The following is a 23,496-nucleotide window of genomic DNA, read 5'->3' on the forward strand; positions in this document are numbered from 1 at the left end:
GATAGTCAGACGGTTAACAAAACGGAATGGAAAGTCCGGCCATAGTAGGTGATAGCCCTGTATGTGAAAACCGACTGGTGGTACTGAGCTAGAGAAAAGTAGGGCGGGGCACGAGAAACCCTGTCTGAATATGGGGGGACCATCCTCCAAGGCTAAATACTCATCATCGACCGATAGTGAACCAGTACCGTGAGGGAAAGGCGAAAAGAACCCCGGGAGGGGAGTGAAATAGATCCTGAAACCGCATGCTTACAAAAAGTAGGAGCCCGCAAGGGTGACTGCGTACCTTTTGTATAATGGGTCAGCGACTTACATTCAGTGGCAAGGTTAACCGAATAGGGGAGCCGTAGAGAAATCGAGTCCGAATAGGGCGTCCAGTCGCTGGGTGTAGACCCGAAACCAAGTGATCTATCCATGGCCAGGATGAAGGTGCCGTAACAGGTACTGGAGGTCCGAACCGACTAGTGTTGCAAAACTAGCGGATGAGCTGTGGATAGGGGTGAAAGGCTAAACAAACTTGGAAATAGCTGGTTCTCTCCGAAAACTATTTAGGTAGTGCCTCAAGTATTACCTGCGGGGGTAGAGCACTGTTTAGGCTAGGGGGTCATGGCGACTTACCAAACCTATGCAAACTCCGAATACCGCAGAGTACAGCTTGGGAGACAGAGCACCGGGTGCTAACGTCCGGACTCAAGAGGGAAACAACCCAGACCGCCAGCTAAGGTCCCTAAAATTGGCTAAGTGGGAAACGAAGTGGGAAGGCTAAAACAGTCAGGATGTTGGCTTAGAAGCAGCCATCATTTAAAGAAAGCGTAATAGCTCACTGATCGAGTCGTCCTGCGCGGAAGATGTAACGGGGCTAAGCCAGTTACCGAAGCTGCGGATTTGCAATTTATTGCAAGTGGTAGGAGAGCGTTCTGTAAGCCTGTGAAGGTGCCTGGTAACGGGTGCTGGAGGTATCAGAAGTGCGAATGCTGACATGAGTAGCGTTAAAGGGGGTGAAAAGCCCCCTCGCCGTAAGCGCAAGGTTTCCTACGCAACGTTCATCGGCGTAGGGTGAGTCGGCCCCTAAGGCGAGGCAGAGATGCGTAGCTGATGGGAAACAGGTCAATATTCCTGTACCGATGTGTAGTGCGATGTGGGGACGGAGAAGGTTAGCTCAGCCAACTGTTGGATATGTTGGTTCAAGCCTGTAGTCGTGCCTGGTAGGCAAATCCGCCGGGCTTAGATGAGGGGTGATAACGAGTCTGCTTGCAGACGAAGTGAGTGATACCCTGCTTCCAGGAAAAGCCACTAAGCTTCAGCTACACACGACCGTACCGCAAACCGACACTGGTGCGCGAGATGAGTATTCTAAGGCGCTTGAGAGAACTCTGGAGAAGGAACTCGGCAAATTGATACCGTAACTTCGGGAGAAGGTATGCCGCAAGTAGGTGAACTTGAACAAAGGGAGCCCAAAGCGGTTGCAAAAAATCGGTGGCTGCGACTGTTTAATAAAAACACAGCACTCTGCAAACACGAAAGTGGACGTATAGGGTGTGACGCCTGCCCGGTGCTGGAAGATTAAATGATGGGGTGCAAGCTCTTGATTGAAGTCCCAGTAAACGGCGGCCGTAACTATAACGGTCCTAAGGTAGCGAAATTCCTTGTCGGGTAAGTTCCGACCTGCACGAATGGCGTAACGATGGCCACACTGTCTCCTCCAGAGACTCAGCGAAGTTGAAATGTTTGTGATGATGCAATCTCCCCGCGGAAAGACGGAAAGACCCCATGAACCTTTACTGTAGCTTTGTATTGGATTTTGAACGGATCTGTGTAGGATAGGTGGGAGGCTTTGAAGTGAGGACGCTAGTTCTCATGGAGCCGACGTTGAAATACCACCCTGGTGCGTTTGAGGTTCTAACCCAGGTCCCTTATCGGGATCGGGGACAGTGCATGGTAGGCAGTTTGACTGGGGCGGTCTCCTCCCAAAGCGTAACGGAGGAGTTCGAAGGTACGCTAGTTACGGTCGGACATCGTGACGATAGTGCAATGGCATAAGCGTGCTTAACTGCGAGACTGACAAGTCGAGCAGATGCGAAAGCAGGACATAGTGATCCGGTGGTTCTGTATGGAAGGGCCATCGCTCAACGGATAAAAGGTACTCTGGGGATAACAGGCTGATACCGCCCAAGAGTTCATATCGACGGCGGTGTTTGGCACCTCGATGTCGGCTCATCTCATCCTGGGGCTGTAGTCGGTCCCAAGGGTATGGCTGTTCGCCATTTAAAGAGGTACGTGAGCTGGGTTTAAAACGTCGTGAGACAGTTTGGTCCCTATCTTCCGTGGGCGCTGCAGATTTGAGGAAGCCTGCTCCTAGTACGAGAGGACCGGAGTGGACACACCTCTGGTGTATCGGTTGTCACGCCAGTGGCATTGCCGAGTAGCTAAGTGTGGAAGAGATAACCGCTGAAAGCATCTAAGCGGGAAACTCGTTTCAAGATGAGATCTGCCGGGGCCTTGAGCCCCCTGAAGAGTCGTTCAAGACCAGGACGTTGATAGGTCAGGTGTGGAAGCGCAGTAATGCGTTAAGCTAACTGATACTAATTGCTCGTGAGGCTTGACCCTATAACTTTGATGACGTGATCATCAAGGTGGTTATGCCAAGTAAGGCGCAGTCAAAATACAAAGCTGATTACAGACTCTATGAATTCGTTGTGTTGCTCCATGAGCAGCATGACAACAAGTTATGCCTGATGACCATAGCAAGTTGGTACCACTCCTTCCCATCCCGAACAGGACAGTGAAACGACTTTGCGCCGATGATAGTGCGGGTTCCCGTGTGAAAGTAGGTCATCGTCAGGCTCTTACAGCCCAAGAAACCCCGTAGCCCAAAGCTACGGGGTTTTTTGCATTGGGCTGCAGGAAATGGAGAAACAGGCTGAACAGCCAAAACGGACATCCCAAAAAAAGAGAGCGCTGACGCGCTCTCTTTTTAGATCCTGAACGTGCAATGGTTCAGAGCGGCAGGCATTCGCCCTGTACAAAGACCTTGAGTTCGCCCGACTGGATCGAGGTCCAGGTTTCATTCTTGGTCAACGGTGCTGTGACGATGATGGCCACACGGTCCTGTGGTGTGGTCTCTCGGGCGAAGTCCACGGTCAGGTCCTCATCCGACAGATGGGCCTGGGCAAAGGGGTGGCGACGCTCGATGTAGCACAGGTGTGTGGTGGCATGGGCCCACAGCGCTTCGCCGTTGGACAGCAGGAAGTTGAAGGTGCCGTGTGGCGAGATGCGCCTGGCCAGTTCGCGCAGCGTATGCGTGAGTTCCTGCACGCTGGGCAGGCCGGCATGGGACTTCCAGAGCTCCTGAAGAATCCAGCAGAAGGCCTGCTCGCTGTCGGTGTTGCCTACCGGATGGAAGTGGGCATGCAGTTTGGGAGCGAAGCCCTTGAGATCTCCGTTGTGGGCAAAGACCCAGTTGCGGCCCCACAGTTCACGCACGAAGGGGTGGCAGTTCTGCAGGCTTACCGCGCCCTGCGTGGCCTTGCGGATGTGGGCGATGACGTTGCGGCTCTTGATCGGGTACTCGCGTATCAGCTTGGCGATGGGCGAGTCGATGGCGCGCTCGTAGCCGACGAAGTGGCGCAGGCCCTTGTCCTCGAAGAAGGCGATGCCCCAGCCGTCCGTATGGTCGCCGGTATTACCCGCCCGCTGGGTGAACCCCGAAAAGCTGAAGCGCACGTCGGTGGGCGTGTTGCAGTTCATTCCAAGCAGCTGGCACATGGCGGTATCGTTGTTTGCGTAGTTCAAGCCATAGCCTAACGCCTGGCGCGGCAGCTGCAAGCACAATGCGGGGCAACGGCAAAAAAACGGAACATACCCATGCCCATCCTCTGTCTGCATACGGCGCACAGCAACGCCGTGATCTTCGAGCAGGCTGCTGCCGAACTGGGCTGGTCGGCCCACTCAATCGTTCATCAGGTGCATGAGGAACTGCTGTTGGAGGCGGAGGCTGCAGGTGGCATGAATGCGTCGCTTCGGCAGAAAACGGCAGGGCAGCTCGATGCGCTGGCAGACCCTGCCGATATCGATGCCGTGCTGCTGACCTGCTCGACCCTGGGCCCGGCCGTGGCGGATTGCCGCAGTGGCAAGGTCTGGCGTGCCGATGGCATGCTGGCCCGCAAGGTGGCCGCTGCCTTGCAAAGTGACCCCGAATCGCGCATTGCACTGCTGTGCGCCGCTCCCACGACGTACGAAGCCACGCGCAATCTGTTCATGGGAGAACTGCAGCAAGGCAACGCAGATCAACGCATCCAGCTGCAGTGTGTTGAAGGGGCCTGGGCTCTTTTTCGCAGTGGTGATGTCGCCGGCTATGTGGCGTGCATGGCCGATGCGGCTGTTCAGGCCCATGCTGCCGGTGCCACCCAGGTGGCCCTGACCCAGGTGTCCATGGATGGTGTTGCCAGGCACTGGAAGCCAGATGCCTCCATGCCTGTGCCCTGGACGGTGGCTGGGAGTGCACTGCAGGCACTCATGAAAATACGGGATTAAAGACCAGGTTTCATGAAAAAAGGCAGCCAAAGCTGCCTTTTGCATGCATTGAGCGAAAGATCCTCAGCTGCGTTCGGACCAGAGCTTGCCGCCCGTGGCCCAGTTTTCGCGCTTGATGTCGGTGATCAGGATGTCCACCGATTCGGGCGAGCCACCGAGGACTTCGACCGAGACGCGCGTGATCTCTTCGACCAGCTTGCGCTTTTGTTCGACGGTGCGGCCTTCCATCATTTCGACGTGGTACGTGGGCATGTCAATCTCCTCAGGGATCAAGTTCTAGGGGGTTGGGTCGGCGACATCATATCGGCCGACGCGGGCGGTCGAGGCTTGTCGGTGCCAAGCGCGCAGGCGGGGCACAGGCAGGCCTTGTTGCGCAGGGGCTCCGGAATGCGGGCCAGTGCATCGGGTGCCACTGGCGTGTCCATGCACCAGCAACTCAGCGGATCAACGCCCGCAAGAATGGCGCATTGATTGCTGCGGCCGCACAGCGGACACAGGCTGGCATCGGAGGGAGGGGCACTCATCGTGGTTCTGAGTGTAGATCCATGAAAAAAGCACCTCAGGCAAGCCTGGGTGCTTTTGCAGCGTTGGGCGACGCCAGATGTCAGGCGGCTGCCTTGACCTTCAGGCGCCAGGCATGCAGCAGGGGCTCGGTGTAGCCACTGGGTTGCTCCTTGCCCTTGAAGACCAGGTCACAGGCGGCCTGGTAGGCCATCGAGGTGTCGAAGTGGCCGGCCATGGGCTTGTACAGCGCATCGCCCGCGTTCTGCTGGTCGACCACGGCGGCCATGCGCTCGAAGGTCTCGCGCACCTGGGCCTCGGTCACGATGCCGTGCTGCAGCCAGTTGGCGATGTGCTGGCTGGAGATGCGCAGCGTGGCGCGGTCTTCCATCAGGCCCACGTTGTGGATGTCGGGCACCTTGGAGCAGCCCACGCCCTGGTCCACCCAGCGCACCACGTAGCCGAGGATGCCCTGGACGTTGTTGTCCAGCTCCTGCTGCTTCTCGGCGGCGCTCCACTTGTCTTCCTTGACCACGGGCACCTGCAGCAGGTCGGCCAGGATGGTGGCGCGCTCGGCGTCGGCATTGGTCTGCTCCAGCTGCTTTTGCACTTCGGCCACGTTGACCTGGTGGTAGTGCAGGGCGTGCAGTGTGGCGGCCGTGGGCGAGGGCACCCAGGCGGTATTGGCGCCGGCCTTGGGGTGGCCGATCTTTTGCTCCAGCATGGCCTTCATCAGGTCGGGCATGGCCCACATGCCCTTGCCGATCTGCGCCTTGCCGCGCAGGCCCAGGCCCAGGCCCACGAGCACGTTGCTGCGCTCATAGGCGGCCAGCCAGGCGCTGCCCTTCATGTCGGCCTTGCGGACCATGGGGCCGGCATACATGGCGGTGTGCATTTCGTCGCCCGTGCGGTCCAGGAAGCCGGTGTTGATGAAGGCCACGCGCGATGCGGCGGCGGCGATGCAGGCCTTGAGGTTGACGCTGGTGCGGCGCTCCTCGTCCATGATGCCCAGCTTGACGGTGTTCTCGGGCAGGCCCAGGACCTTTTCCACGCGACCAAACAGCTCGCTGGCGAAGGCGGCTTCCGCGGGGCCGTGCATCTTGGGCTTGACGATGTAGACGCTGCCCGTGCGCGAGTTGCGGATGCCGTTGGCGCCCAGACCCTTGATGTCGTGGACGGCGATGGCCGTGGTGACCATGGCGTCCAGGATGCCCTCGGGGATTTCCTTGCCGTTGCCCCAGAGGATGGCCGGATTGGTCATCAGGTGGCCGACATTGCGCACGAACATCAGCGAACGGCCATGCAGCTTGACGGACTTGCCATCGGCGCCCGTGTACTCGCGGTCGGCGTTCAGGCCGCGCGTCATGCTCTTGCCGCCCTTGTCGAAGGTTTCGGTCAGCGTGCCCTTGAGGATGCCCAGCCAGTTGGCATAGCCGACAACCTTGTCCTCGGCATCCACGGCGGCCACGGAGTCTTCCAGGTCCAGGATGGTGGACAGGGCGGCTTCGACCACCACGTCGGCCACGCCGGCGGCATCGGTCTGGCCGATGGCCGTGGTCTTGTCGATGCGGATGTCGATGTGCAGGCCGTTGTTGAGCAGCAGCACGGAAGAGGGCGCTGCGGCATCACCCTGGTAGCCGACGAACTGGGCGGTGTTCTTCAGGCCCGTGGTGCCGCCGCTCTTGAGCGCGACGACCAGCTGGCCAGCTTCCACGCGATAGCCGGCGGCATCCTTGTGCGAGCCCGAGGCCAGCGGGGCTGCCTGGTCCAGGAAATCACGTGCGAAGGCGATCACCTTGGCGCCGCGCACGGGGTTGTAGCCCTTGCCCTTTTCCGCGCCGCCGTCTTCGCCGATGGCGTCCGTGCCGTACAGCGCGTCATACAGCGAACCCCAGCGCGCGTTGGCGGCGTTCAGCGCATAGCGGGCGTTGAGAATGGGCACGACCAACTGGGGACCGGCCTGGATGGCCAGTTCCGCATCCACATTGGTGGTGGTGGCCTTGGCATCCTTGGGCTGCTCGACCAGATAGCCGATCTGCGTCAGGAACTGCTGGTAGCCGGCCATGTCGGTGATGGGGCCGGGATGGGCCTTGTGCCAGGTGTCCAGCTCGGTCTGCAGGCGGTCGCGCTCGGCCAGCAGGGCGGCATTGCGAGGAGCCAGATCGTTGACGATCGCGTCGAAGCCTTTCCAGAACGCCTCGGGAGCGACACCGGTGCCCGGGAGCACTTGTTCATTGATGAAACGGTGCAGCTCTGTAGCGACCTGCAGGCTGTGGGCTTGGGTGCGATCGGTCATGGTGGGAACCCTGGGTTGGATGGATGGAAAGGCTTGGCAGACCCTTTTCGGGCCTGACTATAAGGAATACTTTATTAGATTTATTTGCGTACATAAATAGACCATAAATCTTAAAACTCGTGACTTTTACGCAAAAATGTGGGAAGGTTATGCGCGCGCCAAAACCGGCCGGCTTTGGTGCGCAGCCCTATGCATGGTGCACATGGAGGACAGCCAGTGCCCACTATGCAAAAAGGCGAGTCACAGGAGACGGGTGTGCGGTCGCATACCCCACAAGAACACGGAAAAGAAACGGACAGCGGTCATGGACAAGCTCAAGGCATTCGAGTCATTCGTATCGGTGGCAACGCGCGGCAGCCTCACGGCAGCGGCCAAGGCGGAAGGCGTGGCGCCGGCCATCATGGGGCGGCGCCTCGATGCCCTGGAAGAGCACCTGGGCGTCAAGCTCATGGTGCGCACCACGCGGCGCATCTCCCTCACGCATGAGGGCAGCGCCTTTCTCGAGGATTGCCAGCGCCTGCTGTCCGATGTGTCCAACGCCGAGGCCAGTGTCAGCGCGGGCGGGGTCAAGGCCACGGGCCACCTGCGCATCACGGCGCCGGCGGGCTTTGGCAGGCGGCACGTGGCGCCCCTGGTGCCGCTCTTTCGGGATCTGCACCCGGATGTGACGATTTCCCTGAACCTCAGCGACCGCGTGGTCGATCTGGCCGGCGAAGGCTTTGACTGCGCGGTGCGCGTGGGCGATCTGCCCGACTCGGCCCTGGTCAGCGTGCGCATTGCCGACAACCGGCGCCAGTGCGTGGCCACGCCAGCCTATCTGGAGCGCCGGGGCACGCCGCGCCACCCCAGCGAGTTGACCCAGCACGACTGCCTGACGCTGTCCAGCGACGCTTCGCAGACGCGTGGCTGGGCCTTCCGCATCCCCCATCCCGACAGCGGCACCAGCGAGGTCGTGCACTTCAAGCCGGGCGGCCCGCTGGACTGCTCCGATGGCCAGGTGTTGCACGACTGGTGCCTGGGCGGCTGGGGCATCGCCTGGCGCAGCACCTGGGAGGTCGAGGCCGAGATCACCTCGGGCCGCCTGGTGGCCGTGCTCGAAACATTCGCGGCGCCGCCCAATGGCATTTTTGTCGTCTTTCCCCAGCGCAAGCACATGCCGCTGCGTGTGCGGCTGTGGATTGACTATCTCAAGCACCACTACGAGCAGCCGGATTTCTGGCGGCGTACCCACGCGGCCTGAGCGGGCCGCCCAGCAAGGAGGAATGAGCATGGCAGTGTCGATAGCGACGAAAGCGGTATCCGCAACGCAGGGCGCGGCCCCAGGACGGCGGCGCTGGATGCGCATGGCGCTGGGAGCCGCCTGCCTGGGCATGGTGGCAGGCTGCGCCGTCCAGGGTCCGGGGCAGGGCCGGCCGGACGGGATGCGGCAGGGTGCGGTGCCTGCCGGCATCGTGAGCGTGACCTTTGACGATCCCTCTCGGTTCGACGCCGGGCGCAACGGACCCCAGGAGTCCGAGAAGGCGCGCCGCGCCTGGGTCGATGCGCTGGCCCAGTTCCTGGCCGAGCGTGCCGCGCCCAGGCTGCCCCAGGGCCAGCGGCTTGAAGTTCACCTCACCGATGTGCAGCGCGCAGGCGGCTTCGAGCCCTGGCGCGGGCCCCAGGCTGCCGATGTGCGCATCGTGCGCGACATCTACCCACCGCGCATCGACCTGCGCTTCAAGCTGCTGGGAGCCGATGGAAAGCTGCTGCGAGAAGGCAGCCGCCAGCTGCGCGACGCCAGCTTCATGATGCGCCCGGACCTCTATCCCAACGATCCCCTGCGCTACGAAAAGACGCTGCTGGACGACTGGGTGCGCGCGGAACTGGGGCGCTGACCGGACCGCAGTGGTCTACCGATTGCCTCGGACATCACGATGGCAGTCCCCGTTTCTGGCGTAATGGACGCTTGGCCCAAGAGGCCCAATTTCTATACGGATTCCCCATGACGATAGAAGCCATCCTGGCCAGCCTCCACCTGCTGGCCATCCTCACCTTCGTGGTGTTCCTGTCCAGCCAGGCGGCGCTGTGCCGCAGCGAGTGGATGAACGCCGCCGTGGTGCAGCGTCTGGCGCGGCTGGACATGATCTATGGCCTTGCCGTGGTCTTCCTGGTGCTCACCGGCATCGCCCGTCTGGTGTGGGGCGTCAAGGGCATGTCCTGGTACGTCTCGCAGCCACTGTTTCATCTGAAGATGACTTTGTTTGTCGTCGGTGCGCTGCTGTCGATCAAGCCCACGCTGGCCTTCCGGCGCTGGCGCCGCGCGCTGGATGCCGGCCAGGGCCTGCCCCAGCCGGCCGAGGTCACCAGCACGCGCCGCTGGGTGATGTGGCAGGCCCATGTGGTGCCCGTGATCGCCGTCGTCGCGGTGTTCTGGGCGCGGGGCATGTAGGCTCCGTTTTCCTGTCCGGCGGCATGGGGTGGGCCTGCCACGTAGAATCCGCCGATGCTCTCCGTCAAACAGGAACTGCTCGCGGCTCTGGCCGGCGAGCTTGAAACTTTGTCGCCCGGCGCCGGTGCCCGTGCCGCTTTTGAATCCCCCAAGGTGGCTGCCCATGGCGATTTCGCCTGCACGGCCGCCATGCAGCTTGCCAAGCCGCTCAAGCTCAACCCGCGTTCGCTGGGCGAGCAGCTCAAGGCTGCGCTGGAGGCCACGCCGTCCTTCCAGCGTTGGGTCGATGCCATCGAGATCGCCGGCCCCGGCTTTCTGAACATCCGCCTCAAGCCCGCCGCCAAGCAGCAAATCATCCGCGAAGTGCTGGAGCAGGCCGAGAAGTTCGGCTGGCTGGCCGACCGTGGCGCAAAGATGCTGGTCGAGTTCGTCTCCGCCAACCCCACCGGCCCGCTGCACGTGGGCCATGGCCGCCAGGCCGCGCTGGGCGATGCCATCTGCAACCTCTATGCCACCCAGGGCTGGGGCGTGCACCGCGAGTTCTACTACAACGACGCGGGCGTGCAGATCGACACGCTGACCAAGAGCACGCAGCTGCGTGCCAAGGGCTTCAAGCCCGGTGACGAATGCTGGCCCATCGATCCCGAGAATCCCGCAAGCAAGGCCTTCTACAACGGCTCCTACATCCAGGACATCGCCGACGACTTCCTGGCCCGCAAGACCGTCAAGGCCGATGACCGCGAATTCACGGCCAACGGCGATGTCGAGGACTACGACAACATCCGCCAGTTCGCCGTCGCCTATCTGCGCAACGAGCAGGACAAGGACCTGCAGGCCTTCAACCTGCACTTTGACGAGTACTACCTCGAATCCAGCCTCTACACCAACGGCTATGTCGAGGACGCGGTGCAGCGCCTGATTGCGGGCGGGCATACCTACGAACTCGACGGCGCGCTCTGGCTCAAGTCCACCGACTACGGTGACGACAAGGACCGCGTGATGCGCAAGCAGGACGGCAACTACACGTACTTCGTGCCCGATGTCGCCTACCACATCCAGAAATTCAAGCGCGGCTACTCCAAGGTCGTCAACATCCAGGGCACGGACCACCACGGCACCATCGCGCGCGTGCGCGCCGGCCTGCAGGCCGCCGACGTGGGCATCCCTGCCGGCTATCCCGACTATGTGCTGCACACCATGGTGCGCGTGGTGCGCGGCGGCGAGGAAGTCAAGATCAGCAAGCGCGCCGGCTCCTACGTCACGCTGCGCGACCTGATCGAGTGGACCAGCAAGGACGCGGTGCGCTTCTTCCTGCTGTCCCGCAAGCCCGACACCGAGTACACCTTCGACGTGGACCTGGCCGTGGCCCAGAACAACGACAACCCCGTGTACTACGTGCAGTACGCCCATGCGCGCATCTGCTCGGTGCTGGCCGCCTGGGGGGGGGACGCGGCCACGCTCAAGGACGTGGACCTGTCGGCGCTGGAAGGCCCGCAGGCCCAGGCGCTGATGCTGCAGCTGGCCAAGTACCCTGCCATGCTGACCTCGGCCGCAGAAGGCAATGCGCCGCACGACGTGACGTTCTACCTGCGCGAACTGGCCTCGCTGTACCACAGCTACTACGACGCGGAACGCATCCTGGTGGACGACGAAAAGGTCAAGCTCGCCCGACTGGCGCTGATCTCGGCCACGCGCCAGGTATTGCACAATGGCCTGGCAGTGCTGGGCGTCTCGGCCCCGCAACGCATGTAACTTCGAGCGACAAGCGATCTATGAAGACACAGCAACGTGGGGGCACCGTCATCGGTCTCATCATCGGCATGATCGTCGGGCTGGCAGCAGCCCTGGCCGTCGCCGTCTATGTGACCAAGGTGCCCGTGCCCTTTCTCTCCAAGGGCGGCAAGACTGCCGACCAGGACGCGGCCGAGGCCCAGCGCAACAAGAACTGGGACCCCAACGCGCCGCTGCAGGGCAAGAACCCGGCGCCGCCACCACCGGCCGCCGTCACGCCCAGCCTCCCTGGCAGCACCGCACCAACGGCCCCCACCCCGCCCGCCGTGGCAGGAGGCGTGACTCCGCCACCCGCACCCGTGGACCCGGCCAAGCCGCCCGCCAAGCCCGAAACCAAGGCCGATGGCAAGAGCTCGGCCGATCCGCTGGGTGATCTGGTCAAGTCGCGCTCCGCCGCCGCCGAGAAGGCGGAAAAGGCAGAAAAGGCCGACGCCGCCTTCAACTACTTCGTGCAGGCCGGCGCCTTCCGCAGCCAGGGCGATGCCGACGCGCAGCGCGCCAAGCTGGCCATGCTGGGGTGGGAGGCGCGCGTGAGCGAGCGCGAGCAAAACGGCATCACCATCTTCCGCGTGCGTGTGGGTCCGTTCACCAAGCGCGACGATGCCGAGCAGCTCAAGCAAAAGCTCGATGGCGCCGGGGTCGAGTCCACGCTGGTGCGCGCCGCACGCTGAAAGCGCGTTGCAACAAGAGCGCTGAACTTTTGGCGGGCCCCTGCCTCCTAACCTGCAGCATTGAACGAGGAGTTTGTTTTGATGAATCGCCGCGACTTTTCCCTGGCTGCCTCGGCAGCCGCTGCCAGCGCACTGACGCTGGGCACTTCCGCCGCCCAGGCCCAGGCCGCAGCGCCCAAGGAGGGCAAGGACTACATCAAGCTGGCCAAGCCCGCACCCACCAGCGCCGGTGCCGGCAAGGTCGAGGTGGTCGAGTTCTTCTGGTACAGCTGCCCGCACTGCAATGCGTTCGAGCCCACCTTTGCCGCCTGGAAGAACCAGGCGCCGGCCGACGTGGTCGTGCACCGCGTGCCCGTGGCTTTCAACGCCACTTTCGTGCCCCAGCAAAAGCTCTACTACGCCTTCGAAGGCATGAACCTGCTGGACACCATGCATGCGCGCGCCTTCCACGCCATCCATGTGGAACGCAACCGTCTGGCCAAGGACGACGAGATCTTCGCCTGGGTCGGCAAGCAGGGCGTGGACGTTGCCAAGTTCAAGGAGGTCTACAACTCCTTCAGCGTCTCCAACCAGGTTCGCAAGGCCACCCAGCTGCAGCAGGACTATGACGTGGAAGGCGTGCCGGCCATGGGCGTGGCGGGCCGTTACTACACCGACGGCACCAAGGCCGGGAACATGACCAATGTGCTGCGCGTGGTCGATCAGCTGATCGCCACCAGCCGCAAGGGTTGAGGCCCGGGCCTCGGCCCAGCCAGTCCGCGACAGGCCCGCCATTGCGCGGGCCTGTCGCTTTTGGAAACCTCTTTTTGTGCCTTTGTGTCAGCGCTTTCCGTGCGCGTTGAAAGACGCCAGGAACGGTTGCGCGCGACACCCCCTACAATGGATGCAAGAAGCGTGCCCTCCATGAAACAACGACTTTCCTCCCTCCTGCTCGCCGCCGCCCTGGCGGCTTTCGCCGGTATGGCCCAGGCCGAAAAGGCCGACAGCACCAAGCCCATGAACATCGAGGCTGATGCGCTGCGCCATGACGAACTCAAGCAGACCAGCGTCTTCACTGGCAACGTGGTGATGACCAAGGGCACCATCGTGCTGCGCGGCGCCCAGCTCGATGTGCGGCAAGACCCTGAAGGCTTTCAGTACGGCGTGGTGACGGCCGAGGCTGGCAAGCGTGCCTTCTTCCGCCAAAAGCGCGATACCGTGCCGGGCCAGCCCGAGGAATTCGTGGAAGGCGAGGGCGAGGTCATCGAATACGACGGCAAGGCCGACCTCGTGAAGTTCATCCGCCGCGGCGAACTGCGCCGCTATCGCGGCGGCCAGCTCAGCGACGAGATCACCGGCTCCATCATCGTCTACAACAACCTCACCGACGTGTTCACCGTTGACGGGCAAAAGACCAGCGGTGGCCAGCCCAGCTCCACGGCCGGCCAGGGCGGACGCGTGCGCGCCGTGCTGGCACCCAAGGAAGGCACGCCGGGCTCGCAGCCGCGCGCCCCCGCAGCGGGCACGCCGGGCACGTCCCTGCAGCCCAGCAACAGCCTGGACAGCCTCGGCGGTACCAAGCGATGAGCGGGCAAGCCGCAGCCCCGGCTGCCACTGCACGCGCCGACCAGGGCAGCAGCCTGCAGGCACGCCATCTGGCCAAGTCCTACGGCAGCCGCAAGGTGGTCAAGGACGTGTCGCTGTCCGTGAAAAAGGGCGAGGTCGTGGGCCTGCTGGGCCCCAACGGCGCGGGCAAGACCACCTCGTTCTACATGATCGTGGGCCTGGTGCGCAGCGACGGCGGCGACATCTTCATCGACGGCCAGGCCGTGGGCAACATGCCCATCCACCAGCGCTCGCGCCTGGGCCTGTCCTACCTGCCGCAAGAGGCATCGATCTTCCGCAAGCTCAGCGTCGAGGACAACGTGCGCGCCGTGCTGGAGCTGCAAAGGGACGAGCAGGGCCGGCCGCTGGCGCGCAGCGTCATCGAGGAGCGCCTGACGGCGCTGCTGCAGGAATTGCGCGTGGACCATCTGCGCGCATCGCCTGCGCTGGCGCTGTCGGGCGGCGAACGCCGCCGCGTCGAGATCGCGCGTGCCCTGGCCACGCAGCCGCGCTTCATCCTGCTGGACGAGCCCTTTGCCGGCATCGACCCCATCGCCGTGATCGAGATCCAGCGCATCATCGGCTTTCTCAAGGCGCGCGGCATCGGCGTGCTGATCACCGACCACAACGTGCGCGAGACGCTGGGCATCTGCGACCATGCCTTCATCATCAGCGACGGCCACGTGCTCGCCCAGGGCACACCCGAGGAGATCGTGGACAACGCCGAAGTGCGGCGTGTCTACCTCGGCGAACACTTCCGGATGTAGCGCCATGCCCTGCCTGGCCCGTCTGCGAGACTGTCTGCGCGAAGGAGCTGCCGCTTGAAGCCCGGTCTGTCGCTGCGCGTCTCCCAGCATCTTTCGCTCACTCCCCAGCTGCAGCAGTCGATACAGCTGCTGCAGCTGTCCACGCTGGAGCTGGCGCAGGAAGTGGAGCAGATGCTGGGCGACAACCCCTTCCTGGAGCTGGCGAACGAGGAGGGCGATCACGATGCGGCCGCTGGCACCCGCGAGCCTGCCGCGCCCGGCGCCGAGGCCACGGAGTCCTTCCAGGAAAGCCGCGCAGACCAGCCTTCGGCGGCGGTGGAGTGGGAGCCCTCGTCGGACGCATCCTCCGGCGATGCCGTGGAGACTTCCGGTACGGCCGAGTCCCTGAGCTGGGAAGGCGACGGCCAGACCAACTCGGGCAACGATGACCGCGACTGGGGCAGCGATGCGCCCTCCAGCCGCACGCGCGGGCAGGGCGAGGAAGACGAGGCCGATGCCACCGAACTGGCACGCAGCGCCGAAAGCCTGACCGACCACCTGCACCGCCAGGCCCTGAGCCTGCGCCTGGGCGAGGTGGACCGCGCCGCACTGCGCTTTCTGATCGAGAACCTCAACGACGACGGCTACCTGGAAGACCCGCTCGACGAGCTGGCACAGGGCCTGGCGGGCGACGATCTGGAGGAGTGCGAGGAACTGGTGCACCGCTTCACCGTGGCGCTGCGCCTGCTGCAAAGCCTGGAGCCCGTGGGCGTGGGCGCGCGCGACCTGGCCGAATGCCTGACGCTGCAACTGCGCGACCAGCTGGCCGATGCCGAGCGCGAAGGCAACGGCAGTGCCGAGGACGAAGACCGGCAGGCCGTGCTGCGCACCGCGCTGGACATCTGCGCCCAGCCCATGGACCTGCTGGCGCGGCGCGACCTGCGCAAGCTCGCCAGCCTGTGCGGTGCGCGCGAGGAGCGGCTGCGCGAGGCGCTGGTGCTGATCACCCGGCTGGAGCCACGCCCGGGCCGGCGCTTTGCTGACGTGCAGCGCCAGATCGTCGTGCCCGACGTCATCGTGCGCCCCGTGCGCAGCGGCGCGGGCCGCATGGACTTCAGCGTGCAGCTCAACCCGGACGTCATGCCCAAGCTGCGCGTGCACGACATCTATGCCAGCGCGCTGCGCAGCCACAGGGGCAGCGAAGGCCATGCAGCGCTGCAGCAGCGGCTGCAGGAGGCGCGCTGGTTCATCAAGAACATCCAGCAGCGCTTCGACACCATCCTGCGCGTGTCGCAGGCCATCGTGGAGCGCCAGAAGAACTTCTTCGTGCATGGCGAGCTGGCCATGCGCCCGCTGGTGCTGCGCGACATTGCCGATGCGCTGGGCCTGCATGAATCCACCATCAGCCGCGTGACCACGGCCAAGTACATGGCCACGCCGCAGGGCACCTACGAGCTCAAGTACTTCTTCGGCTCGGGCCTGGGCACCGAGGCCGGTGGCAATGCCTCCAGCACGGCCGTGCGCGCGCTGATCAAGCAGTTCGTCGCGGCCGAAGACCCCAAGAAGCCGCTGTCGGACAACCAGCTCGCCGACATGCTCAAGGAGCAGGGCATCGAATGCGCGCGGCGCACGGTGGCCAAGTACCGCGAGCTGCTCAAGATCCCGCCGACCACGCTGCGCAAGGCGCTGTAGACCAGGCGCGCAAACTCGCCATCGCGCCACCGTGGTGTCTATGGCGTTCGGCCGGCCACGGCATCCCACTTCAAGCCGAATTTCAGCAGGTACTTGCGCAGGCGGTCGGCATCGTTGACCACGCTGCGTTGGGTGCGTGACCGGTCGAACAGGCGGCGCCCCGCATCGGACAGCGAAGGCGACTCCCGGCACACGCGCAGCACCGCTTCGAGCTGCATGCGGTCGAACAGATCCAGCGGCTCCAGCACTTCGGCAGACAGCAGGCTTTGCAGGCGGGCGCCGGCCGGTTGCACGGCATCGCCTCTTTGCCACAGCCACTTCAGGCGCTGGATCTCGGCATCGACCAGGGCCGTGGAGATGCGCCCCCCGTCGGCCAGCGTGGCCAGGCGCGTCATGCTGGCCGACAGGTCGCGGAAGTTGCCGCTCCACAGCGCCTCGGGCGAGCGCGCAAAGCGCAGATAGCGCTCGCGGGCCTCCACGTTGAAGCGCACCATCTGGCCGGTCTCGTCGGCCGAGCGCGCGAGCAGGTGGTCCAAGTTGGGTTCGATGTCCTCGGGGCGCCCGGCCAGGCCCGGCAGCGCGTAGGACCACAGATTGATGCGCGCGAACAAATCCTCGCGAAAGCGCCCCTGCGCCACGTCGATGCGCAGGTCGCGGTGCGTGCCGGCGACCAGTTGGAAGTCGCTGCTGACCTCGCGGTCGCTGCCCATGGGATAGAAGCGCTTTTCCTCCACCGCCTTGAGCAGCATGGCCTGTTCGTCCAGGCCCAGCTCGCCGATTTCGTCCAGGAACAGCACGCCCTGGTGCGCGCTGCGCAGCAGGCCGGCGCGGTCGGCCGCAGCGCCCGTGAACGCGCCCTTCTTGTGGCCGAACAGCACCGAGGCCGCACCATCGCCGCGCAGCGTGGCGCAATTGACCTCCACGAAATCGCCCTGGACCTGGTGCCTGGCCTTCTTCAACTCGTACATGCGCCGCGCCAGATGCGACTTGCCCGCACCCGTGGGACCCGTGAGCAGGATGGGCGCGCGCGAGCGCACGGCCACGCGCTCGATCTCGTCGATCAGCGCGTTGAACCCGGCATTGCGCGTGGCGATGCCGCTCTTGAGAAATTGCACGGCCTCGCTCTGCTCGGCGCCGAAGCGCTGGGCGATCACGTCGTAGCGCGACAGGTCCAGGTCGATCAGCGCATAGCTGCCCGGGTCGCCCATGCGCTGGCGCCGGGGTGGCGAGGTCTGGGCCAGCACGCCGGGAATGCGGCGCGACTCCACCAGCAGGAACAGGCAGATCTGTGCCACGTGCGTGCCCGTGGTGATGTGCGTCCAGTACTCCTCGCGCTCGGGGTCGAAGCGGTAGGCCTGCGTCCAGTCGAACAGCCGCGCATAGACCTCGCCGAAATCCCAGGGATCGGCAATGTCCATGGGCACGAGGTTCACCTGGGTCTCGGGCGATGCCGTGGCGATGTCGCCCTGCAGCAGCTGCGCCAGGGCCAGATGGGGCGGCGTGTAGAGCAGCTCCAGCCGCTCCACCACCAGATCCTCGTGCTGCATGAGGGAGAGGGTCGGCCGCCATTTTTCCCAGCGCCCCGCGCCCCTGCCGGAGTCCAGCTGCGTACCCAGAAAGCCGATGACGACCTTTTTCTTTTCCATTTTTTTGTCTAGTTGAATAGCTGAAATTCTAGTTTCTTTGGATTGAAGAAGAAATCAAGAAAAGTGTGATTTGAGATTTATTCAAATAAATCAATGGGTTGAAGAATTGTTTGACGCCTGATGCCAGGCTGGCACGCATCTCGCAATAACCAAGGCATCCAGTGCAAGCGGTGACCGCTCACAGGCCGGGGTTGGGGCAAAGGCCCGCCCCGCCGGTGCCGGAAGTCCGGGCCCCCAGGGGCTTGTCGATTTCCCGCATGCCGCACGCCGCAGGCGCTGGGTAACGGCAAGGTTGTGGAAACCGTCCCGCAAGGGACGCCTGGTTCGACTCCAGGCTTGCCAGCCACTGGTAGCTCAGTCTGGTAGAGCACCCTCGCAAGAGGACTGTCGCAGGTTCGATTCCTGTCCACTCTTCCGGCCGCAAGGCCGGGCTATTGAAACGGTCGAAAGACCACCCGCCGAACGCGGGAGGTGGCCACCGGGTTGCGATGCAGCCCAAGGCCGCCACCCGTCAGCGGCGGCGGCTGTGCCAGGTCCCGGCACGGTCCGCGCCCGCAGCCAGCCACGCTGCAACCTGTTTCCAGGGTTGCCGCCACGGCGCACTGCAAGGCCCGGGCCGTGCCCCCTGGAACCCCGCCGCTGCTGTAACGGCACCCCTATTGATTGCGGCGAAGACGCCGAACGAGGAGAAGAAGAAATGCTGAAGATCCAACGCATCACCGTCAAGAAGAACGAACGCGCCCTGCTGCTGCGCAATGGCGATTTCGAGCGCGTGCTGCACAGCGGCCGGCACTGGCTGTTTGCCGGCACCGACCAGTTGCGGGTGGAGACTTTTGCCCTGGAGCAGCCCGCCTTCACGCACGGCCTGGCCGACTACCTGATGGCCCAGGAGCCCGCCGTGGTGGCCGCCGAATTCCTGCGCGTGGAACTGTCCGAGACCGAGGCAGGCCTGCGCAGCGAAAACGGCGTGCTGGTCGAGATCCTGCCGCCCGGCACGCGTCGCCTGTACTGGAAGGGACTGGTGGACGTGGGCGTGCAGGTGGTCGACCTGCAGGCCGGCGCCGAGCTGCCCGCCGCCTTGGCGGCGCGCCTGACCCAGACGCAGCTGCGCCAGCGCAGCGTGTCCGGCCTCAACGGCGTGCTGCAGGTGCAGGTGCCCGCAGGCCAGTGCGCGCTGCTGACCATCGACGGCAAGGTGGACCGCCTGCTGCAGGCCGGCAGCCATGCGTTCTGGAAGTTCGGCCGCAGCATTGCCGTGGAGCTGGTGGACCTGCGCCTGCAGGCCGTCGAGGTCTCGGGCCAGGACATCATGACCCGCGACAAGGTGAGCCTGCGCCTGAACCTGAGCGCCACCTATCGCCACACCGACGTTCTGCGCGCCTTTGCCCAGCTGCAAAAGCCCGCCGAGCACCTGTACCGCGAACTGCAGTTCGCGCTGCGCGCCGCCGTGGGCACCCGCACGCTCGATGAGCTGCTGGAGAACAAGACGGTGATCGATGACGTGGTGACCGCGCACATGGCGGCCAAGCTGCAGCCCTTCGGCATGGTGGTGGAGAGCGTGGGCGTGAAGGACATCGTGCTGCCCGGCGAGATGAAGGCCATCCTGACCCAGGTGGTGCAGGCCGAAAAGCAGGCCCAGGCCAACGTGATCCGCCGCCGCGAGGAAACGGCGGCCACGCGCTCGCTGCTCAACACCGCCAAGGTCATGGAGGACAACCCCGTGGCCCTGCGCATGAAGGAGCTGGAGACGCTGGAACGCGTGGCCGAGCGCATCGACAAGATCTCCGTGTTCGGCGGGCTGGATCAGGTGCTCAACGGGCTGGTGAAGATGCGTTGACCGGCAGGCTGGTCGGGGCACAACGGACAACGAAGAAACTAAAGAGAGGTACGGCCATGGCCGCATTCGAAGAACTATGGAGCTATGAGGTGGGCAAGGCGGGCTGGGCGACGTTGAAGTTCAGCACGCCCGAGGAGGAACTGGTGTGTGCCGTGTCCTACCTGCATGATTCGCTGGGTGATCTGGCCGCCATGGCGCTGGCCTTGGCCAAGGGCGCGCACCGCGCTGCCGCCGTGTTCATGGACGAGCCCGGCGAAGTGCACCTGAGCATGGAGGGTGACCGCGACACCCTTTCATACGAGCTGCGGCAGTACGCGGACTGGGCCAGCTGGGGCATCACCGCCATGGATGACTATGAAGTGCTGGCCCGTGGGCAGGTGGCCCGCGAGGACGTGGTGCGCAGCGTGTACCGCGTGCTGGACGGTATTTATTGCGGCATGGGTGTAGAGGAATACAGAAAGCGCTGGCTGGAGCATGAATTCCCGCTGCGGGACTATCAAAGCCTGGGCAGCGCCATCCGCAAGCGGGACCTGTCTCGCCTGATGCGTGGATGAGCCGCGCGGTAGCAAGACCTAAACAAGACGAACAGACAAGAAGACTGAAGGACAACGCAATGAACTACCTGCAACACAACGTGGAAAACGGCGTCCCCATCAAGATGTGGACCAAGGGCGTGCCCGTGGAGGACGAGGCGCGCAGGCAGCTGGAGAACGCCGCGCGCCTGCCCGTGGTGTTCAAGCATGTCGCGGCCATGCCCGACGTGCACCTGGGCATAGGCGCCACCGTGGGCTCGGTGATCCCGACCATCAAGGCCATCATCCCGGCGGCCGTGGGCGTGGACATCGGCTGCGGAATGATGGCCGCCAAGACCACGCTGCGCGCCGAGGACCTGCCGGACAACCTGGGCCCGCTGCGCTCGGCCATAGAGCAGGCCGTGCCGCATGGCTCGGTGCCGCGCCACCGGGGCCGTGATCCCGGCAGCTGGGAGAACCCGCCCGTGTCGGTGGACCAGGTCTGGGCCACGCTGGCCGATGAGTTCGACCTGCTGTGCGAGCTGCATCCGCGCCTGGCCAACACCAACAACCGCAAGCACCTGGGAACGCTGGGCAGCGGCAACCACTTCATCGAGATCTGCCTGGACGAGGCGGGCTTCGTGTGGTTCATGCTGCACTCGGGCTCGCGCGGCGTGGGCAATGCCATCGGCACCCATTTCATCGAGCTGGCCAAGAAGGACGCAGAACTCCATCAGCGCAACCTGCCCGACAAGGACCTGGCCTACTTCGAGGAAGGGGCCCGCTACTTTGGCGACTATGTGCGCGGCGTGTCCTGGGCGCAGAAGTTCGCCATGCGCAACCGCGAGGTGATGATGGCCAACCTCATCGCCACGGTGCGCAAGGTGATCGCCAAGCCCTTCGAGTCGCATGTGGAGGCGGTGAACTGCCACCACAACTACGTGCAGCAGGAGCACCATTTCGGCCAGGATGTGTTCATCACCCGCAAGGGCGCGGTGAGCGCGCGGCGCGGCGAGCTGGGCATCATCCCGGGCAGCATGGGCGCGCGCAGCTATATCGTGCGCGGCCTGGGCAACCCGGAGAGCTTCGAGAGCTGCAGCCACGGTGCGGGCCGCGTGATGAGCCGCACCAAGGCCAAGAAGATGTTCAGCGTGGCGGACCACATCAAGGCCACCGAGGGCGTGGAATGCCGCAAGGATGCCAATGTGGTGGACGAGATTCCCATGGCCTACAAGGACATCGATGCGGTCATGGCCGCGCAGCAGGATCTGGTGGAGGTGGTGCACACCCTGAAGCAAGTGGTGTGCGTGAAAGGGTGAGTGGATGAGGGCCCCAGGCTCTCATCCTCCAGAACAGAAAGCAGGATGAGAGCATGAGGGAAGAGAAGGTATTGAGCGCGCATCCGGTCTCCGACGCCATGCGCGCCACGGTGCTGGCCAACCTGGTCGAGGTGGAGCGCAGGCACGAGGTCACGGTGCTGTTTGCCTGCGAGTCGGGCAGCCGCGGCTGGGGCTTTGCCTCGCCCGACAGCGACTATGACGTGCGCTTCATCTATGTCCACCGCCTGCCCTGGTATCTGACCGTGGCGCCGGGCCGCGATGTCATAGAGCAGCCGCTCAGCGGCGAGCTCGATGTCAGCGGCTGGGAGCTGCGCAAGGCGCTAGGGCTGCTGCGCGGCTCCAACCCCACGCTGCTCGAATGGCTGCGCTCGCCCGTGGTCTACCGGCAGGAGCAGCCCTGGGCCGAGCGCCTGCATCTGCTGGCCGAGCAGGGCTTTTCGCCGGTGCGCGGCTACCACCACTACGTGGCCATGGCGCGCAAGAACCTGCGCGCCCACCTGCAGGGTGATGTGGTGCGCTACAAGAAGTACTTCTACGTGCTGCGCCCCTTGCTGGCCGCGCGCTGGATACGCGAGGGGCGCGGTGCACCGCCCATGCGCTTTGCACAGCTGGCGGCGGGCACGCTGGAGGATGCAGGCCTGCTGGCCGAGCTCAACGAGCTGCTGGAGCTCAAGATGCGCCTGGGCGAGGCCGCCAAGGGGCCGCGCCGGGTGCGGGTCCATGATTTCCTGGAGCGCGAGCTGGCCCATGCCATGGCCCATGCGCCCGATCCGGGGGACCAGGCCGATGCGGCGCCGCTGGACCGCTATCTGCAGGATGCCGTGGCGCGCTTTGGCGGCAATGAATGAAAGAGAAAAATGAAAGTGATCGAGATCGACGGCTCCGCCGGAGAGGGCGGAGGCCAGATGCTGCGCAGCGCGCTGGCGCTGTCCATGTGCACGGGTCAGCCCTTTGCCATGCAGCGCATCCGTGCCGGGCGCGCCAAGCCGGGCCTGATGCGCCAGCACCTGGCCTGCGTCAATGCCGCCGCCGAAATCTGCGGCGCGCAGATGCAGGGCGCCGAGATGAATTCGCAGGCGCTGCAATTCACACCGGGGCCGGTGCGTGCGGGCGAGTACCGCTTCGTGATCGCCTCGGCGGGCAGTTGCACCCTGCTGCTGCAGACGCTGTGGCCCGCGCTGATGCTGGCCAATGGCGAAAGCCGCCTGACCCTAGGCGGCGGCACCCACAACCCGGCCGCGCCGCCCTTCCACTTCCTGGAGCGCAGCTATGCGCCGCTGCTGCACAGGCTGGGCGCGCGCTGCGAACTGCGGCTGCGCCGGCTGGGCTTTTATCCGGCCGGTGGCGGCGAGATGGACGTGACGATCACGCCGGCAACCAATGGGCTTGTGCCTTTCGATATCACCGAACGCGGCGCCCCCGTGGCCAGCCATGCCGAATGCTTTGCGCCCGCGCTGCCACGCGCGGTGGCCCAGCGCGAACTGGACCATCTGGGCCAGGCCCTGGGCTGGTCTGGCGAGCAGCTGCAGGTGGCTGCCGTGCGCCAGAACGAGGGGCCGGGCAACGCGCTGCTGGCCACGCTGGCCTATGAGCACCTGAGCGAAGTGTTCACGCAGTTCGGCATGAAGGGCGTCAGCGCCGAAAAGGTGGCGCATGACCTGGCGCGCGAGGTGCGCCGCCACCAGGGCAGCCAGGCCGCGCTGGGTCCGTACCTGGCCGACCAATGGGCCCTGCCGCTGGCGCTGGCCGTCTGGCGCAGCGGGCGCGGTGCCAGCTACACCTGCACGGAACTGACGCCGCATGCGCGCAGCAATTTCGAGGTGATCGAGCGTTTTGTGCCTGTGCGCTTTGTGCCCGTGCGCCTTACCACGGACGCAACGGGCGACGGCTGGCGTGTTTCGCTCTCGCCAGCCTGAGCG

The 23,496-nt window shown here is 64.2% G+C and carries 20 protein-coding genes and 2 rRNA genes (1 of these 22 running past the window's edge); 17 read left to right on the forward strand and 5 right to left on the reverse strand.

What is annotated here, in order from left to right:
- Positions 1 to 2,607: ribosomal RNA gene (locus tag BO996_RS03405) — 23S ribosomal RNA — on the forward strand (it extends 269 nt beyond the left edge of the window).
- A gap of 124 nt (positions 2,608 to 2,731) precedes the next feature.
- Positions 2,732 to 2,844: ribosomal RNA gene (gene rrf, locus BO996_RS03410) — 5S ribosomal RNA — on the forward strand.
- Between the two features lie 153 nt (positions 2,845 to 2,997).
- Here the strand turns inward: rrf and BO996_RS03415 are convergent.
- Positions 2,998 to 3,765: a class II glutamine amidotransferase gene (locus BO996_RS03415; RefSeq protein ID WP_012202593.1), complete on the reverse strand. Its 768-nt coding sequence runs from the start codon at positions 3,763 to 3,765 to the stop codon at positions 2,998 to 3,000.
- 99 nt (positions 3,766 to 3,864) lie between these two features.
- Here BO996_RS03415 and BO996_RS03420 point away from each other — a divergent pair, with 99 nt between their 5' ends.
- Positions 3,865 to 4,533 (forward strand): hypothetical protein, encoded by a 669-nt coding sequence (locus BO996_RS03420; protein ID WP_071954001.1) that lies wholly within the window; start codon positions 3,865 to 3,867, stop codon positions 4,531 to 4,533.
- A gap of 63 nt (positions 4,534 to 4,596) precedes the next feature.
- Here the strand turns inward: BO996_RS03420 and BO996_RS03425 are convergent, their stop codons facing one another.
- The 3 genes from BO996_RS03425 to BO996_RS03435 all read right to left on the reverse strand — a co-directional run bounded on the left by BO996_RS03425 (position 4,597) and on the right by BO996_RS03435 (position 7,330).
- The gene (locus BO996_RS03425) at positions 4,597 to 4,785 is read right to left on the reverse strand and encodes a 4-oxalocrotonate tautomerase (RefSeq protein ID WP_012202595.1); all 189 of its coding nucleotides are present in this window, start codon (positions 4,783 to 4,785) and stop codon (positions 4,597 to 4,599) included.
- 17 nt (positions 4,786 to 4,802) lie between these two features.
- Positions 4,803 to 5,057 carry a cysteine-rich CWC family protein gene (locus BO996_RS03430; RefSeq protein ID WP_071954002.1) on the reverse strand — a complete coding sequence of 85 codons (255 nt, stop codon included), beginning with the start codon at positions 5,055 to 5,057 and terminating at the stop codon, positions 4,803 to 4,805.
- 80 nt (positions 5,058 to 5,137) lie between these two features.
- Positions 5,138 to 7,330 carry a malate synthase G gene (locus BO996_RS03435; RefSeq protein WP_071954003.1) on the reverse strand — a complete coding sequence of 731 codons (2,193 nt, stop codon included), beginning with the start codon at positions 7,328 to 7,330 and terminating at the stop codon, positions 5,138 to 5,140.
- A gap of 304 nt (positions 7,331 to 7,634) precedes the next feature.
- Here BO996_RS03435 and BO996_RS03440 point away from each other — a divergent pair, with 304 nt between their 5' ends.
- The 9 genes from BO996_RS03440 to BO996_RS03480 all read left to right on the forward strand — a co-directional run bounded on the left by BO996_RS03440 (position 7,635) and on the right by BO996_RS03480 (position 16,242).
- The gene (locus tag BO996_RS03440) at positions 7,635 to 8,570 is read left to right on the forward strand and encodes a LysR family transcriptional regulator (RefSeq protein WP_013804758.1); all 936 of its coding nucleotides are present in this window, start codon (positions 7,635 to 7,637) and stop codon (positions 8,568 to 8,570) included.
- Between the two features lie 28 nt (positions 8,571 to 8,598).
- Positions 8,599 to 9,204: a DUF3016 domain-containing protein gene (locus tag BO996_RS03445; RefSeq protein ID WP_071957015.1), complete on the forward strand. Its 606-nt coding sequence runs from the start codon at positions 8,599 to 8,601 to the stop codon at positions 9,202 to 9,204.
- Between the two features lie 107 nt (positions 9,205 to 9,311).
- On the forward strand, positions 9,312 to 9,758 hold the full coding sequence (locus tag BO996_RS03450; protein ID WP_071954004.1) for a DUF2214 family protein: 447 nt from the start codon (positions 9,312 to 9,314) through the stop codon (positions 9,756 to 9,758).
- Positions 9,759 to 9,812: 54 nt separating this feature from the next.
- Positions 9,813 to 11,510 (forward strand): arginine--tRNA ligase, encoded by a 1,698-nt coding sequence (gene argS, locus BO996_RS03455; RefSeq protein WP_043825927.1) that lies wholly within the window; start codon positions 9,813 to 9,815, stop codon positions 11,508 to 11,510.
- 20 nt (positions 11,511 to 11,530) lie between these two features.
- Complete coding sequence (locus tag BO996_RS03460) at positions 11,531 to 12,220, forward strand: SPOR domain-containing protein (protein ID WP_012202602.1); 690 nt, start codon at positions 11,531 to 11,533, stop codon at positions 12,218 to 12,220.
- 81 nt (positions 12,221 to 12,301) lie between these two features.
- Positions 12,302 to 12,952, forward strand: coding sequence for a thiol:disulfide interchange protein DsbA/DsbL (locus BO996_RS03465; protein ID WP_071954005.1), 651 nt, complete (start codon positions 12,302 to 12,304; stop codon positions 12,950 to 12,952).
- A gap of 171 nt (positions 12,953 to 13,123) precedes the next feature.
- A complete protein-coding gene (gene lptA / locus BO996_RS03470; protein ID WP_013804753.1) occupies positions 13,124 to 13,786 on the forward strand; it encodes a lipopolysaccharide transport periplasmic protein LptA in 663 nt (220 codons plus the stop codon).
- Positions 13,783 to 14,571, forward strand: coding sequence for an LPS export ABC transporter ATP-binding protein (lptB, locus tag BO996_RS03475; RefSeq protein ID WP_012202605.1), 789 nt, complete (start codon positions 13,783 to 13,785; stop codon positions 14,569 to 14,571). Before lptA ends, lptB begins: the two co-directional genes overlap by 4 nt.
- A gap of 54 nt (positions 14,572 to 14,625) precedes the next feature.
- Positions 14,626 to 16,242: an RNA polymerase factor sigma-54 gene (locus BO996_RS03480; protein ID WP_071954006.1), complete on the forward strand. Its 1,617-nt coding sequence runs from the start codon at positions 14,626 to 14,628 to the stop codon at positions 16,240 to 16,242.
- A gap of 38 nt (positions 16,243 to 16,280) precedes the next feature.
- Here BO996_RS03480 and rtcR read toward each other — a convergent pair whose 3' ends face one another.
- The gene (gene rtcR / locus BO996_RS03485; RefSeq protein WP_071954007.1) at positions 16,281 to 17,888 is read right to left on the reverse strand and encodes an RNA repair transcriptional activator RtcR; all 1,608 of its coding nucleotides are present in this window, start codon (positions 17,886 to 17,888) and stop codon (positions 16,281 to 16,283) included.
- Positions 17,889 to 18,585: 697 nt separating this feature from the next.
- Here rtcR and BO996_RS03495 point away from each other — a divergent pair.
- From BO996_RS03495 to rtcA, 5 genes are read left to right on the forward strand one after another with little or no spacing between them, the layout of a single operon-like run.
- Positions 18,586 to 19,725 (forward strand): slipin family protein, encoded by a 1,140-nt coding sequence (locus tag BO996_RS03495; protein ID WP_012202608.1) that lies wholly within the window; start codon positions 18,586 to 18,588, stop codon positions 19,723 to 19,725.
- Between the two features lie 56 nt (positions 19,726 to 19,781).
- Positions 19,782 to 20,279 carry a hypothetical protein gene (locus BO996_RS03500; protein WP_043820033.1) on the forward strand — a complete coding sequence of 166 codons (498 nt, stop codon included), beginning with the start codon at positions 19,782 to 19,784 and terminating at the stop codon, positions 20,277 to 20,279.
- A 59-nt stretch (positions 20,280 to 20,338) separates the two neighbouring features.
- Positions 20,339 to 21,556: an RtcB family protein gene (locus tag BO996_RS03505; protein ID WP_198041266.1), complete on the forward strand. Its 1,218-nt coding sequence runs from the start codon at positions 20,339 to 20,341 to the stop codon at positions 21,554 to 21,556.
- A 53-nt stretch (positions 21,557 to 21,609) separates the two neighbouring features.
- Positions 21,610 to 22,425: a nucleotidyltransferase domain-containing protein gene (locus tag BO996_RS03510; RefSeq protein WP_071954008.1), complete on the forward strand. Its 816-nt coding sequence runs from the start codon at positions 21,610 to 21,612 to the stop codon at positions 22,423 to 22,425.
- A 9-nt stretch (positions 22,426 to 22,434) separates the two neighbouring features.
- Positions 22,435 to 23,493 carry an RNA 3'-terminal phosphate cyclase gene (rtcA, locus tag BO996_RS03515; protein WP_071954009.1) on the forward strand — a complete coding sequence of 353 codons (1,059 nt, stop codon included), beginning with the start codon at positions 22,435 to 22,437 and terminating at the stop codon, positions 23,491 to 23,493.
- Positions 23,494 to 23,496: the final 3 nt, after the last annotated feature.

Origin of the sequence: Delftia sp. HK171 (assembly GCF_001886655.1) — a bacterium.
GTDB lineage: Bacteria > Pseudomonadota > Gammaproteobacteria > Burkholderiales > Burkholderiaceae_C > Comamonas > Comamonas acidovorans.